The following is a 13756-nucleotide window of genomic DNA, read 5'->3' on the forward strand; positions in this document are numbered from 1 at the left end:
GCCCCGCGTTCAGCATAACCCGGCAGGAATCCACTTAAATCCAGCGGGGCGCTGTCCAAACAACCGGGGCCAGCTCTACTGTTCGCCGGTTTCGCGACGATGCGTCGAGTCATAACCTGACCTTTCTCGCTGCGTGCCGTTTGTGAGGGAATGTGTTTGGCAGGCATACCGGAATCGTGAGTCCGCTGTTGCCATTTTTGGCGAATTCAGCGGGAGATCGTGAGAGATAATGTCTCCTTCGTAAGAACCGCATGGATGCCCGGGCGAGAAGCATGGGCACAGCTCTGCGTTTGAGCCAAGTCCCCGTAATTCACGCTCCCAAACGGCTCGCACTCCTGTGCGGAACGGCCGAGCTGCGAAACCACGGTCGCCATCGCAATCGATATAGGACAGTGCGACGCACGCCTCGTTCTGCAGCATTCTCTTGGCCGGCGCGGCACTAAGCATCCACAGCACGAAGTTGACAAGGAGGCTATTGAAGTGCCGCATCGAGTAAGATGGGTGTCCGTCGAGATCATATTGTCTGGCAAGGGCTTTCGCGAATACGAAAGCGGCTGCCGGTGCCATCTCGAGGCCCTCGCAGACAAATCCCGGATACCAGGTTAAGAAGGTGGGCACAGTCGCAACGGGTCGGGTGATCGCCACGGCCTTGATTTTGGCTGTAGTTCCGATGTTTGGCAATCTCCGCCATGAAGATTGCGCCTAGTTCATCGGCCGTTTTCTCTTGCCTCATGGCGTTCCTCACTGCGTACGGTCGCGTGCATTCGCGCGGCTGATCTCGGTCTCAGCAAGCGCTTCAGAAGAGGCCTCTATCAAAGAGCGATGAGCGTCGCCAAAGTTTTGCAGCGCAATGACTAGCGCATCATATGAGCCGTCGTCGCTATCGAGTACTTGCCTCGCCCGTTCGGCGAGGTCGATCGCTGCGCCGATAAAGTTCTTCAACCCAGTGTCAGCCATGATACTGCTCTCCTACTTGCAGTGGGTGGTCGGTCAGCAATTCCGCCGTTTGGCGTGTGTGGGCGCTTTTGGCGTAACGGAGACCCGGTAGGGTGGGCGCAACCTAAAAATGCACGGAAGGCGGAGGTAAGGCCGCCCGTGCCAGTTGCGGTACGAAGAGCTTGGCCGTCGAGAGGACAATCACAAGCGACCAAGCCATATCTGGCTCAGCAACCCACGTGCCAGACGATGAAAAAATGCGAGGGAGCAAAACGGTACGCTTTCACACCGTGCCACCCAAGTGCTCGTGTAGCTTCCGGACACGCGGGTCATCAACCCGACACGGCTGAACGAGATGAGACATGCGACTAATGACGCCGAGGACGCAAGGTGATTGGATCAATCACGCTATCGTGTAAAATGGTCAGCTCACCCGGCCTCAAGCCGAGTCTTTGCAACATTTCAGGTCCAGCGGGAAGTTGAGCATTGGGGCGTTGGCGCCGCTGTCTTCTATAGTCAGCTGCACGGCTTGGATCGAGTCAGCGACTGCAGCCGCGTAAGTTACTTGCCGGTACTCTTCATCGTCGTCGCCGTCTTTCTTGATGGCGACGGTCACTATCCAATCTTGCTGCGCCTCGGGAAGCATCCCCATGAGCTATTGAGCCTCCGCAATTCCGCAGCCAGTGGACACGCAGGCTGTGAATCGGGCCGGGTGGCGGAGTGTGGCATTCTGGGAACCCTTTCCCTCCACACCGGACGTTGGGCTAGGCTCACAATCCCGAGAAGAGCAGTCAATCGACATACCGCGGCCATCGATGCTGAGGCGCCTGCGATGCATGAGGAGTGGCGGGGGCACGGCTCCAGCGGCTGCTCGGCGAAGCGCTCGCGCGCATGAGCCATCCGTGCGGGCCGCCGCCGATATCTCGAAGTCAGCACCCGCAGCATGGCAGCTGAGCGCGTATGCCGCCTCTCAGTCAACGAAATGTCGTACTATTGCTCAGTCGAACCCGGGCAATTGGCGTACCAACCGCTCTGGTCTCGATGACTGCGTAAAGTACGATCAGGTAGGTTGCCGCTCCTGGACGCCGCCGTTTAAAGTTGCTCCGTGTTTCTGATATTCAAACGAAAGACTGTGAGCGAAGATCTTTACGGCGGAGCGCTTGAAAAGAGTCCACCAGATCACGCGATGGCGAAGAACTACGTAGAATTGCTCGCGCTATTGAAGGAACAGCAAGAGACCGCCGAGCGCGGCACCTGCCAATCAGCCGCTGAGTTTTGGGTATGGGACCAAAAAGTTCAATCCTTGCTCACTGCGCCTGAGCACTCGTCCCTCCTGGAGCCTCACCTGCTGCCCACCGGACCGCTAGAAGTTGATCGTCCTTATGCTCGCGGATATCTCGAAGCGCTTGCAAGGCGAACCCGAAGTCGATCCCGATTTCGTCGAGCAGACGATCTACGCCGATCAGCTGTGGGGACAGGATCCAGACATCCCGCGCAAACCGTTTAAACCACCTGATCAAGAGTCTCATCCATCGACGGGGCCTCAAAACGACGAACGGACTTAAGGGCTGAGAACCGTCGGCCTAAAGTTGCAACCTGAGCCAGGCATCTAAGCCGGCTGGTGCGGAGGACCAACGATTACGCCGCGCCGCCTTTTCAACTTTGGACCGGAGCGCCACGAGCACGCCTCTTCGAACCAGTCGGGGATTGCCTGCAAGAGCGTCGTCGACCGCTTCACGGCCTACATCTCTGTGAAATTGCTCCCATCGCGATCTCCGATTGCTTTGCTTCTTCGGGCGACCTGGTCCGCCGAAGCTCCTTGAGCGCCTTGTCGACATGAGCATCCGCGATCACGCCACATCTACATGCGATCGCTGCCAAGCGTCCGGCACTGGCCGTTCTCCATCAGATGCCAACGATCAACGACCTGTAACGCGTGCGGCGGCGCCGTTGCCTTGGCTTCGCCATCTCCGCCACCACGATCGCGGGCGACAATCGCGATCGGGGGACAAGCAGATAGCCACGCTTGGGCAGTCTCTGGTTTACGATCCGGCACGATGCGGCCGAGCCGGCGCCGGCTAGTGATGGTCCCACAAATTTCAGAGCCATCGGACATGCATGCCCTCGACCCACCAGTTTCGATAGCTAGAGCTGCGCCCCATAGAGGCTCATGATAGCCGCGGCCTAACATAGATGGGTGGCCACTGCTTTTGGATGGCATTTGCCGCACTGTGCGCAACGACACGGTGTCCACACTTTCTCCTGACCGAGGTTTCCGAGTGGCTGCCCGTCCCGCCTTTCCGTCGTTCAAACAACACGACAATAGGCGTCCAAGAATGCCTACCGCCATGGAGCGTGCATCCGGCGGCGGTGAATAATAGCGTTGAGCGTGCGACGATGATGGACAAACTGAACGTGTTTGATGGAGGTTCGCCGTGTCGGCTCCAGACATTCGCCTCCGAAATAGAATCATCATTTAACGTTCGAGATTTCACCGCAGCCGCTCATTGGGCTATCGAACGGCTTGCTGACGTGCTGTCACGTGACGACGTCGAAGGCTTGCGTCTTCAAAGACCAGTAGATCTGATGGCCAGTGCCCGCAACCTCATGACGGCGGCTGATTTGGGGCGCTTCGATGTACGCCGCTTCGCCGACATCGTCGAGCTTTACCTGGAAACCGGCATCAAGGTGAACTCCCGCGGATATATGGGACGGCAGTTCAGTTCGGTGATGCCGGTCACCGCCGTCTTCGAAATGGTTGCCGCCATGGCACCGCAGCCAGCTTCCTATTACGAGGCGGGGCAGCTCGCCAACGTTGCCGACCGGCTTATCGAAGAGGTGTTCGGCCGTTTCATTGGGTGGGCACCGGGTAGTTTCGAAATGGTGACGACGTCCGGGGCTTCGCTTGCGAACATGACCGCTGCGCTCGTCGCCCGCAACCGTTACCTTTCGGGAAGCTGGAACGGCGGACTTGCGGCCGGCCGATCAACCCGGCCTGCCATTGCCATTGGCCAGGACGCCCATTTCTCCGTCTCCCGCATTGCCGGCATCATTGGTATCGGCCAAAATCAAGTGATACGCCTGCCTCTGAACGACCGTCGGCAGATCTGCCCGGAACGGGCGGCAGCGACTTTGGACGAGGCGGCGACCCAGGGGCTGGATATTTTCTGCCTGATCGCCTCGGCAGGAACGACCGCGATCGGTGCTAATGATCCGTTGCCTGACCTTGCGGCGTTGGCGAAGCGGCGCGGCGCTTGGCTGCATGTCGATGCGGCTCACAACGGCGCTTTTCTGGTTTCCGACCGGCTGCGGCCTCGCCTTGCGGGACTGGAGCTTGCCGATTCTTTTTGCCTGGACGCCCATAAGGCTCTGTTCGTCCCGGCCCTTTGCACATTGCTGTTCTACCGCGAGAAGGGTTTGGCGGAGACCGCGTTTCCCCAGAAGGACAGCTACGTATTTGACCCGTTCGAAGATGAAATGACAGCCGTGCAGAGCGGCGTGAAGAACTTCGAATGTACGAAACGCCCCGCGATTCTGAACCTTTGGCTGGCTTGGTCGCTGTATGGTCCCCGCGCCTTCGCGGATAAGTTGGAGCGCCTGGTAATGATGACTGAGGCCGCCCACCAATACTTGGCCGATCAGCCGGACTTCATCGTCCCGTATCGGCCGGAATCCAATATTCTCTGCTTCGTCCATCAGCCGCTTGGCGTGTGCGGCAATCGGTTATCGAGCCTGCAACTGGAGTTGCGCAACCGCGTGCGGGCGGCTGGGCGTTACCTCTTGTCCAAGGTCGATATGGATGGACGGACAATGCTCCGCATGGTCCTCATGAATCATCGGATCGGCCTGTCCGACATCGCAGGCATGGTGGGAGAGATCCGACGCCATGCGCGCGAGATTCTTGCAAGCAACGCTACACACGGCGAGCAGAACCGGCCTTTCCGGTTTGAGCCTCAGGAATGACTATGCGCCACTTCGCCCTTTCACCCCGTGACTGCGCTCACCACGTACTGCCGGAAACGATCTTGCATCCGTGCACCGTGGATGACGTGCTGGCTTTACCGTCTTTTCTAGCCTCGCTCCTGCACGCGCAGACTGTCATCGGCTGCCGGATTGACGAATTGTCTCATGACATCCAGGCTGCCATCGTCGAGCGCAGGCTATCGCAACTCGTCTCCATCGCCCGCATCAATCCGCTGTGGCGTCGGCGCATCGATAGTGCCGTCGGGACCGGTCCGGTGGACAATTACGAGCAGTTCAAGGCGCTGCCGCTTACCGATAAGGAAGCCTTTCAGCAAATGTTCACGGAAACGCGGCCAGGCATGGTCGTGCCCATCGACCGCTGCGGCTTCGAAATCGTGGCCAGCGGCGGTACCAGTTCCGGCAAGCCCTCAGAAACCGTCTATTCGCTCGACGAGCTACAGGAGACCTACCGCTGGGCAGGGGATTTCATGGGCCGACACATTATGGCGCGCTACCTTACTGGCAGCGGCGCCAAATGGGTGGCCACGACATTAGCCGATTATCAGATGTGGAGCAGCGGCACCATGGTGGGTGGCGTGCTCCAGAAGATCCCAAGTGTCAACTACATCGGCGCCGGTCCGATGAGCCGGGAAGTCTTCCAGCGGATGATGTCCTATCCGGGGCCGAAGGCGATAATGGGGATTACACGAAGCATTGCGCTATTGGCGAGTTTTGCGGACGGGCTATCTGGCGAGGCGAGGGACAGCTTCCGGATCGCTCTTTATGGCAGTGGAGTGCTCACTCCCAAGGTGCGGGCGGATCTCAGGCAGGCCTATTCAAGCCTGATCGTACTCAGTTACTTTGCCGCCACCCAGGCGGAAACCATCGGCCTGCAGCTAGATCCGGAAAGCCCCGTCCTGACTGCGGTACCTGGTCTCCACTTGGTGGAAGTGGTCAGGCCGGACGGGCAATGGACGGAAATAGGCGAGGAAGGTGAACTGGTAGTCACGCGCCTGTTCGGTAATGCGACCCCCGTGCTGCGCTACAAAATAGGCGATCGAGTCATCCGCCGCCCTGACTTGCAGTCGCCCGGCCTGAATGCCGTGCAATTTGAGTATGTCGGCCGCAGCGGCGATTTCATGCATATTGGCGACACGCAGTATTCGGCACCGCAGGCCTTGGCGGCGATCACCGCCGAATTCCGCCAGCGACAGGTTCTGGACATCGATAGCGTCGCTACCGACGCGCAGTTCCAGATCGATCGCGCGAAGCGGCAGCTGCACTTGGTGATCGGCACTCCGGAAGCCGCATCCCTTCCGACGCAGGTCGCCATGCGACTGGGACCGGAAGGCTCCTCGCCCTTGATCATCGCCGGCTTGCTCCAATCGCTGTCCGTCTTCGACGCACTGGAGGCGAACGAGACAAGTCTGCGGAGTTCGGGCTACAGCTTTGCCATTCGGCTTGTAGATCCAAGGAACGCGGATTTGGTTCGCACGGCATTTGGCAAGGTGCCCCTCGTTGTAGACCGCATTTGATACTCGCAAACTAGCAGCGCCGCCGAGCAGGAGAAAGATAATGACGCCGCTCAATATCCGGGTTTTCGTCGACGTTATCGCCCTGCTGCTTGGCAATGCGGTCGAGGGCAACGTCTTCATGTTTGACGATGGTGTCTCTGACGGAGAAAGCCTTGGCACCGCCAAGCTGGTCAGCTCGGTCTGGCCAGGACAACTGGTCCGCTGGAGTCTAACGCCGCTTGACGTCCAGACCATGGCTTGGCTGACCGGCGTGTCGTTTGATGGCACTGCGCCACCGGCGACGGGCTACCTGCTCCCTTGGGCTCTGCAATGGCAGGGATACGTACCTCCTTGGAGCGCTCCGGGCTCGCGCCATTCCTACCGAATGACGCTCGTCACGGGTGGCCTGAGTGGGCGCGCGATCAGCATCGCCGGACCCTCTCTTGTACTCTTGCCTCCCCCGCTAGGAGGGGCCTTTCGGGCTCACCCCTCACCACCGCCTGTCGAGCGACCGCACGATCCGCTCCAATAGGAGGCTATACACAATGCAGATCTCAATTGTCACCGTTATCGATATCGAGACCGCCCTGGCGGAGGGCTGTCTCGATGGAAACGCCTATGTCATCGACAATACGGGCCCATTCGCCCAGTCGCCCCATGCCCGCGTGACGAATGTTCCCGGCGTTTATGATGCCGATGGTTCGCAGGCCATGGAGGCTGTCCTGAACTGGATCACCGTCGGCGTCGCCCAGCTGCCACCGACGCTGCCACGCAGCTATCCCCACCGCTTCAACATTGCCAACACGGCACGACGACTGCTGAGCCCCTCCGTCCGTACTCAGGAGCACATCTCCAAGATTCAGGAGAACATCTCCAAGATGCTTACTGACCCTCCGAAGCCCCTGCAGGTTCGCGACCGCGGTGCAGTTCGCACCTATGACGCACCAGTGCTGAACGCGGCCGGCAAGGTGCTGAAGCCTGATGATACCATTACGGCGGCCAGCGTGCCTCCAGTTGTCGTGAGGATCCGCGGGGCTGCGGTGGAGAATGGTGTTCTCTATCCGGCTCTCTACGGTTCGCCCGATCCGTTGACGGATGGCTGGTACTGGAGCGCCACCGTCGATACGGCCAAGGTCGGTCGCCACGACTATACGATGGAGGTGGCGCTCTATCGCCCCGTTCAGGAGAACAGCAAGATGCTCTGGGAGCCGCGGCTGTTCACCCTGTCGTGCAGTATTCAGGTTAGTAACGTACCGAGCGTCAATGGCTTCACTAGCGGCTTCGTGCCCGGCCTACTGCCCATACCGCCCTCCGGGCCTACATGCGTTGAGGGAGACGCGATATGACAAAAACGATCAACATTCTCCTGGTGGTAGATGTCGTCGCCGCATTGGAGGCAGATACGCTCGCAGGCTCTCTCTACATGATCGATGACAACCGTCCAGGCGGCTCGCGCAACCAGGCGACCGACGGGCTCGCGACCGCCGTGGCCCCCGGAGACGAGATCATCTGGACGTTGTTGCCGATCGAATGCGAAAATCATGCCGCGATACGAGCGATCAAACTGCCGCCGGAAATCTGCGAGGTTCGACGCGAAACCTATCCCGAGTCCGATGTCAGCTACTGGGTTGGTACGGTGAAGCAGCCGGTCGGCGACCTACCGTATGGGCTGACGTTGGAGCTTGGCAGCCGGATGCGGACGCTCGATAACGGTGCCGACGCGCGCCTCATCGATGCCGCCCTCAACGCTTCCCCGGGTGCCACCCGAACCAGGAGTTCATCGCGCCTCGTCGAGGCCGCTCTCAACGCTTCCCCGGGCACCCGAACCAGGAGTTCATGATGATTATCAGTCCGGCGTCGCAGCGGCCCCCCAGCAGCCCAAGCTTGGCATCCACACAGCTGAACATCGTTACACTCATCGACGTCGCAGGAACCCTACGGACCGGCGGCCTCAGCGGGAAAACCGGGCTAATGGACAACGGCGGCGAGAGTACCGGTAAAGGCACGAACAGCTTGCGGACAGTGTGCCGCCAGGGCCAAGCCCTGAACTGGCTGGTTTATTGTACTGACATGGAAAAGCGTCCGGACGGTAGCTGGCCTCTGTTCGCGCGTATCGTGAACATCGTTTTTGTGCTACCCGATGGCACGCCAGAGCTCCGCAAAATATGTAACGATCTCAAGATCTATGGCGGCCCGGACAAGATCCGCAGTCCGTGGACGCCCTCCTACTATTACTGGGCGGGCGCCGTCGACCTTGAGCTCGAGCCTGGGCTCTATCCCTATCGCCTCGTAGTTGAGGTCGACACAGTCGATCGAAATCGCAAATCTTATTTCAACCTGGATGGACCTGCCTTGCAGGTCATTCCTCTGAGCGCCATCCATGCAGGGAGTCAGCATGGATAAGAAGCAGCGAAGTTGTACGCCGACAGACCCACCCAATCAATCACGGACGTTCCAATCGCGTGCTGCTCTGTCGCGCGCTTCTGGGCAGCTATCGGTAACATCGATCAGAGGAAGATGGAACGGCACTTGGGTGGCGATTGCACGTTCCTTCGATTCAGCGCCGAACGGGTCCAAGAGCCCGTTAGCCTGCCGACTCAGTCGGAAAAGTGAAGGGGATTATATGGGTAACGATATCTGGTGGCCTACACGTCGCAGATCCCGCGCCTGCGCGGGTCATTGCTGATCGACTGCTTTGTCCAACAATCTAAGGAAAATCTTATGAGCCAGCGCGCCGTCATCGTTATCGACATCCAAAACGAATACTTCCCAGATGGCAAGCTGCCCCTGGTTGGTATCGTGCATGCGGCCGCCAACGCAGCTAGGGTGATTCAGACCGCCCGCGCGCGTGGTGACGCGGTTATCCATGTTCAGCACGAAATGCAGGAAAGTCATCCCTCTATCTTCGCGCCGAACACCAGAGGGGTAGAGATCAATCCCATTGTCCAGCCACTAGAACGTGAGGCCTTAGTCGTCAAGCACTATCCCAACGCCTTCCGCGACACCGATCTGAAGCAGCGGCTCGATGCCGGGGGCGTTAAGGAGGTCGTGATCGTCGGAGCAATGAGCCACATGTGCATCGATGCGACCAGCCGAGCAGCCGCCGATTACGGCTACAAGACCACGATCTTGCACGACGCTTGCGCCACCTGCGACCTTCCATTCGGTGGCATAATCGTGCCCGCCGTGCAGGTTCATGCGGCCTTTATGGCGGCCCTTGGCTTGGCCTACGGCACGGTCACCACGACCAGTGACTATCTAGCAGCCTGATGCCGTTGCGGCCTCGGCTAACATTAGTCACGTGACTCCTAAGGATCGCCGCGTAAAATCTGCTGGTCTCCAGGCAGAAGGTTTTTACAGAAGCTAAATCTGATCTGCGGACTTAGCTCATTTGAAGGGCTTGGGATCTCGTTCGTACGTTCAACGAAGGTGCGGATTCGGCCTCGAACGACCTGAAGCTCGAGCGACCCGACGGAGGTGTGAACGTCTCGCTGGATTTGCTGGCTCCCTCCGGCTAAACTTCGCCGGAGCAATACTAGAAAGCTCGACGGTGCGAGAACGGGAGCTATGGCTAAATTTTGGTGACGGCCTGGCCGGTCAGGCGGCGGCGGTTATGGGCTGACGGTCAGTCGGTTTGGCGACGACCTCGATCCCGTCGTTGAATGTCACACCGAGAACGAGTTTTGGCAACTGGTTGTGGCCATCGAGACGACGCCAGCTTTTCTGCGCGGCCTCAAGCAGTTTGAAGACCATCGCGAGCGCCGTCCTGTTGGACAGGCAACCCTTCGATCGGATCGTGCGGTGGCGCACGGTAGCGAGGTGCCAACGTTCCGCTGCGGTATTCTACATCGTGGCGTATGGTGCGACCATCGGGACAGAGGCACCGGGAGCACGATGTGCGGGCAGGCCGATACACACGATGAGCCGAGAGCTCGAGTTAGTAGCTGGCCGCCTCTGCGACTCGCCCGGTTGCGCCGAGAGCGCGAATTCGTAGTTGGCGTGTCGCCCGCAGCTCCCGTCACGTATCTGACAGGAGGTGCGAATGCGACGGGTAATTGGCATTGATGTCCACCGAACCTTCGGGGAGGTGGTATTTTGGGAGAACGGCAGGCTTCGACATGCAGGCCGCATTGATATGACGCGGACTGCGCTGGAGGGATTTGGCAAGACCCTGCTGGCCAGTGATGAGGTGGTGCTCAAAGCGACCGGCAACAGCATCGCGGTGTCGCGAGTGCTGGCGCCATTCGTGGCGCGGGTGATTATCGCCAATGCGTTGCAGGTGAAGGCGATCGCCCAGGCTCACGTCAAGACCGATAAGATCGATGCTGGCACGCTCGCCAGTCTGCAGGCGGCGGGATACCTGCCGCAGATCTGGACGCCTGACGCAGAGACCGAACGCAAGCGCAGACTGGTGGCGCGGCGCTACCAGATCGTGCGGCAGCGTACGCGGCTCAAGAACGAGGTGCATTCGATCCTGCACGCACACCTGATCCCGAAGTGCCCACATGCCGATCTGTTCAACGCCCGCGGCCGGGCGTGGTTGGCCGCTCACCAGTTGCCGGACGATGAGCGAGCGACCATCGATCGGCACGTCCGTGAGCTTGACCGGCTGGCGGAAGACCTAGCCCTGCTTGAGCGCGAGATCGCACAGGACGCAATTGAGGATTCCGCGGTCAACAGATTGATGACGATTACCGGCGTGAATCTGGCGGTCGCCGCCGGCATCGTGGCGGCGATCGGCGACATCAGCCGGTTCAACAGCCCGCAGAAGCTGGTGAGCTATTTCGGGCTGAACCCGCGGGTCCGGCAGTCCGAGTTGGGAGCCGCCCACCACGGCCGTATCAGCAAGGTCGGCCGCAGTCATGCGCGCGCCATGCTGGTCGAGGCGGCCTGGGCAGCGGCCAAGGCGCCCGGTCCACTGAATGCGTTTTTCGTGCGCATCCGCGCCCGGCGCGGCCGTCAGATCGCCGCGGTGGCCGTGGCGCGGAAGCTCACTGTGCTCTGCTGGCATTTGCTGACGAAGGACGAGGATTACCTGTGGGCGCGCCCAGCGCTGGTCGCCAACAAGACCCGCGCGATGCAACTTCAAGCCGGACATCCGCAACAGAAAGGCAGCCGGCGTGGACCGGCCTATGCCTACAACATCAAGGCGCTGCGCGACCACGAGATGTTGATTGCCGCCCAGGCGGAGCACAGCTACGAACGCTTCGTGTCGCAATGGAAACCGCGGCGGCCAAAAACCGGCGCGCGGGCGCCTCAGCTCGGCAAGACAAAATAGGCAGCAGTCCGGTGACGCTTGCAGCCGACGCGTCACGCTTCGCCACGAGGTCGCCCGCGCCCAACAACCATAATCGCGGCTGACGGCAAGTTCTAGCCAGGAATGCAGGTCCCATTCCACGCCAGCGTGCCGCCGTGCTCGGGCCGGTCAAGGCCAAGCCTTGCGGTGGCCGCAAATGCGGCCAGCCTTGACCGCCCCTGCGCGCGGCGGCTGCGAGATCGGTGGCAGGGACGGAAGAATGGCCCACCGCGCAGCCGAACAAAAGAGTGGACTTACAGCGATCTCCGCAATCGTCGTCTCGGCCATGAAGAAATCGCTTGTCCATCTCATCCGTCGTCCGCAGGTGTTTCCAGTGCTCGGCCGGGAAGTCGTAGAACGCCAGTAGCATGTCCCGATCCTTGCTCAGGCAGTCGGTCGCCTTCTCGTATTTGGGCGTGTAGTTCTCGATGAAAGCGTCGAACGCCAGCTCGGCGGCGGCCTTGGTTTCGGCCATCCAGATCTCCTGCAACACGCGTTTGGACTTCGGCTGCTGGCTCTTCGGCAACTTGGCTATCACATTCGCGGTCTTGTGCACCCAGCAGCGCTGCTCGCGCGCTTTCGGCCAGACCTCGCCGGCAGCCTTCCAGAACCCGAGCGCGCCGTCGGCGATGGCGAGCCGCGGCGGCACGTCGAGCCCGCGCCGCTTCAGGTCGAGCAGCAGATCGCGCCAGTCCTGCGCGCTCTCGCGGGCGCCATCGGTGAAGCCGACCAGTTCCTTGCGGCCTTCCGGCGTCGCGCCGATCAGCCACAAGAATGCACTGCTTTTCGTCTTCGAGGCGCGCTTGGAGATGGATGCCATCGGCCCAGATGTAGACGTAGCGCTTCGCCGACAGATCGCGCCTCTGCCACGCGGTGTGTTCGTCGAGCCAACCGTCCTTCAGACGGCCGATGGCCGATGCCGACAACCCGGCAGCATCCTTGCCGAGCAGCGCCGCCAGAGCCTCGGAGAAGTCGCCGGTCGAGATCCCCTTCAGGTAAAGGATCGGCAGCAGCGTCTCGATCGATTTCGAGCGGCGCATGTAGGGCGGCAGAATCGACGGAGAGAAACGGATGCGGTCGAGGTCGGTAGCGTCCACCTCGCGATCGCGTACACGCGGCTGGCGGATGGCAACCGGACAGATACCGGTCATCACCTCGCGTTCCGGCAGGTGACCGTGGCGCACGACGCGCTGGTGGCCGTCCGCGGTCTTCAAATCAGCATGCTTGCTGAGAAAGTCCGCAACCTCGGCCTCGACCGCCTGGGCCAACAGAGCACGCGCCCCATTGCGCAAGATTTCGGTGAATTGATCGTCGACGTTTCCTGGTTGAATCAGCTTGATGATGTCATCCTTGGACACGGCATATCGCTCCTTCGGTGGAGAAGTGGAGGCGTCAAGCACCCCCACGATATGCCGCCTTTCCGATTTCCACCGTCACCAACTTTCAGCGATAGCTCGCATCCAGCTGCGCCAAAAACCACAGCCGCTGCTGCGCAAACGACAACACCAGCGGCTCATGACGCGACACCGCCGCAATCGCCGGCAGCTCTTGCGGACCGGAGCGGCTCAACTCCTCGACGATGCTGCCCGCCAAATCGGTCAGCACTGGCTTGGTAAACAGCGTCGTCAGTGGCAGTGAGGCACCAACAGCCAGCGACAGCCGGCTTAGCAGTTGCACCGCCAGCAGTGAGTGGCGCCCAGTTCGAAGAAGTGGTCGTGGCGTCCGACCCGTTCCAGCCCGAGAAGCTCGGCCCAGATCTGCGCCAGCATCGTCTCGACCTCGCCTTGCGGCGGCGCGTAGCTCCGATGCGCATACGCATCGTCCTCCGGAGCCGGCAGCGCCTGGCGGTCGAACTTGCCGTTCACCGTCAGCGGCAGCGCCACCAGCCGCACAAACGCCGCCGGCACCATGTAGTCCGGCAGCTGCGCACTTATGTGCGCGCGCAAGGCGCCGGCAAGGTCGCTTCCATCTGAACCGCCCCGGGATTGCCGGAGGCCCCAACTCCTGAGAAGGTGGGGCCGTTATGAGCAAGACGACGACGAACAAA

Annotated in this window: 13 protein-coding genes and 3 pseudogenes; 9 read left to right on the forward strand and 7 right to left on the reverse strand. The window is 60.5% G+C overall.

The annotated features are described in order from the left end of the window. Window positions 1–741: 741 nt before the first annotated feature. Window positions 742–957, reverse strand: coding sequence for a hypothetical protein (locus tag QJT82_RS43665; protein ID WP_038376939.1), 216 nt, complete (start codon window positions 955–957; stop codon window positions 742–744). Between the two features lie 418 nt (window positions 958–1375). Next, window positions 1376–1588 (reverse strand): hypothetical protein, encoded by a 213-nt coding sequence (locus tag QJT82_RS43670; RefSeq protein WP_016848488.1) that lies wholly within the window; start codon window positions 1586–1588, stop codon window positions 1376–1378. 730 nt (window positions 1589–2318) lie between these two features. On the opposite strand from QJT82_RS43670, the gene QJT82_RS43675 reads away from it, so the two are divergent. Then, window positions 2319–2501, forward strand: coding sequence for a hypothetical protein (locus QJT82_RS43675; RefSeq protein ID WP_129964740.1), 183 nt, complete (start codon window positions 2319–2321; stop codon window positions 2499–2501). A 332-nt stretch (window positions 2502–2833) separates the two neighbouring features. On the opposite strand, the pseudogene QJT82_RS43680 reads toward QJT82_RS43675, so the two are convergent. Continuing rightward, window positions 2834–3013 (reverse strand): annotated as a pseudogene (locus tag QJT82_RS43680) (ISL3 family transposase); the annotation flags it as partial. A 320-nt stretch (window positions 3014–3333) separates the two neighbouring features. Between QJT82_RS43680 and QJT82_RS43685 the strand changes: the two are divergent. The 7 genes from QJT82_RS43685 (at window position 3334) to QJT82_RS43715 (ending at window position 9683) form a co-directional block, all read left to right on the forward strand. Continuing rightward, window positions 3334–4899, forward strand: a complete 1566-nt coding sequence (locus QJT82_RS43685; protein ID WP_077231143.1) for a pyridoxal-dependent decarboxylase — start codon at window positions 3334–3336, stop codon at window positions 4897–4899. A gap of 2 nt (window positions 4900–4901) precedes the next feature. Further along, the gene (locus QJT82_RS43690; protein WP_038376940.1) at window positions 4902–6434 is read left to right on the forward strand and encodes a hypothetical protein; all 1533 of its coding nucleotides are present in this window, start codon (window positions 4902–4904) and stop codon (window positions 6432–6434) included. A gap of 40 nt (window positions 6435–6474) precedes the next feature. Then, on the forward strand, window positions 6475–6945 hold the full coding sequence (locus tag QJT82_RS43695; RefSeq protein ID WP_075968970.1) for a hypothetical protein: 471 nt from the start codon (window positions 6475–6477) through the stop codon (window positions 6943–6945). Between the two features lie 13 nt (window positions 6946–6958). Then, window positions 6959–7759 (forward strand): hypothetical protein, encoded by an 801-nt coding sequence (locus QJT82_RS43700; RefSeq protein WP_016848492.1) that lies wholly within the window; start codon window positions 6959–6961, stop codon window positions 7757–7759. Further along, complete coding sequence (locus QJT82_RS43705) at window positions 7756–8253, forward strand: hypothetical protein (protein ID WP_016848493.1); 498 nt, start codon at window positions 7756–7758, stop codon at window positions 8251–8253. The genes QJT82_RS43700 and QJT82_RS43705 overlap by 4 nt, the downstream gene beginning before the upstream one ends. After that, complete coding sequence (locus QJT82_RS43710) at window positions 8250–8816, forward strand: hypothetical protein (RefSeq protein WP_016848494.1); 567 nt, start codon at window positions 8250–8252, stop codon at window positions 8814–8816. The genes QJT82_RS43705 and QJT82_RS43710 overlap by 4 nt, the downstream gene beginning before the upstream one ends. A gap of 318 nt (window positions 8817–9134) precedes the next feature. Beyond that, the gene (locus tag QJT82_RS43715; protein ID WP_038376948.1) at window positions 9135–9683 is read left to right on the forward strand and encodes a cysteine hydrolase family protein; all 549 of its coding nucleotides are present in this window, start codon (window positions 9135–9137) and stop codon (window positions 9681–9683) included. A 327-nt stretch (window positions 9684–10010) separates the two neighbouring features. Here the strand turns inward: QJT82_RS43715 and QJT82_RS43720 are convergent. After that, window positions 10011–10229: pseudogene (locus QJT82_RS43720) on the reverse strand (IS256 family transposase); the annotation flags it as partial. A gap of 244 nt (window positions 10230–10473) precedes the next feature. Between QJT82_RS43720 and QJT82_RS43725 the strand changes: the two are divergent. Further along, entirely contained in the window at window positions 10474–11691 is a 1218-nt protein-coding gene (locus tag QJT82_RS43725) for an IS110 family transposase (RefSeq protein ID WP_100213636.1), read from the forward strand. A gap of 319 nt (window positions 11692–12010) precedes the next feature. Here the strand turns inward: QJT82_RS43725 and QJT82_RS43730 are convergent. From QJT82_RS43730 to QJT82_RS43740, 3 genes and pseudogenes are all read right to left on the reverse strand, one after another. Next, window positions 12011–13067: pseudogene (locus QJT82_RS43730) on the reverse strand (IS256 family transposase); the annotation flags it as partial. A gap of 85 nt (window positions 13068–13152) precedes the next feature. Next, window positions 13153–13386: a hypothetical protein gene (locus QJT82_RS43735; protein ID WP_016848498.1), complete on the reverse strand. Its 234-nt coding sequence runs from the start codon at window positions 13384–13386 to the stop codon at window positions 13153–13155. Then, window positions 13374–13655, reverse strand: coding sequence for a hypothetical protein (locus QJT82_RS43740; protein WP_038376941.1), 282 nt, complete (start codon window positions 13653–13655; stop codon window positions 13374–13376). The genes QJT82_RS43735 and QJT82_RS43740 overlap by 13 nt, the downstream gene beginning before the upstream one ends. Window positions 13656–13756: the final 101 nt, after the last annotated feature.

This window comes from Bradyrhizobium sp. Mp19 (genome assembly GCF_029952935.1).
Taxonomy (GTDB): domain Bacteria; phylum Pseudomonadota; class Alphaproteobacteria; order Rhizobiales; family Xanthobacteraceae; genus Bradyrhizobium; species Bradyrhizobium elkanii.

Excerpts from the sequence above, each read along its gene's own strand:
- QJT82_RS43695 (WP_075968970.1), top strand. The coding sequence starts at position 6,475 with ATGACGCCGCTCAATATCCGGGTTTTCGTCGACGTTATCGCCCTGCTG.
- QJT82_RS43675 (WP_129964740.1), top strand. The coding sequence starts at position 2,319 with ATGCTCGCGGATATCTCGAAGCGCTTGCAAGGCGAACCCGAAGTCGAT.
- QJT82_RS43710 (WP_016848494.1), top strand. The coding sequence starts at position 8,250 with ATGATGATTATCAGTCCGGCGTCGCAGCGGCCCCCCAGCAGCCCAAGC.
- QJT82_RS43670 (WP_016848488.1), bottom strand. The coding sequence starts at position 1,588 with ATGGGGATGCTTCCCGAGGCGCAGCAAGATTGGATAGTGACCGTCGCC.
- QJT82_RS43685 (WP_077231143.1), top strand. The coding sequence starts at position 3,334 with ATGATGGACAAACTGAACGTGTTTGATGGAGGTTCGCCGTGTCGGCTC.
- QJT82_RS43705 (WP_016848493.1), top strand. The coding sequence starts at position 7,756 with ATGACAAAAACGATCAACATTCTCCTGGTGGTAGATGTCGTCGCCGCA.
- QJT82_RS43715 (WP_038376948.1), top strand. The coding sequence starts at position 9,135 with ATGAGCCAGCGCGCCGTCATCGTTATCGACATCCAAAACGAATACTTC.
- QJT82_RS43690 (WP_038376940.1), top strand. The coding sequence starts at position 4,902 with ATGCGCCACTTCGCCCTTTCACCCCGTGACTGCGCTCACCACGTACTG.
- QJT82_RS43700 (WP_016848492.1), top strand. The coding sequence starts at position 6,959 with ATGCAGATCTCAATTGTCACCGTTATCGATATCGAGACCGCCCTGGCG.
- QJT82_RS43665 (WP_038376939.1), bottom strand. The coding sequence starts at position 957 with ATGGCTGACACTGGGTTGAAGAACTTTATCGGCGCAGCGATCGACCTC.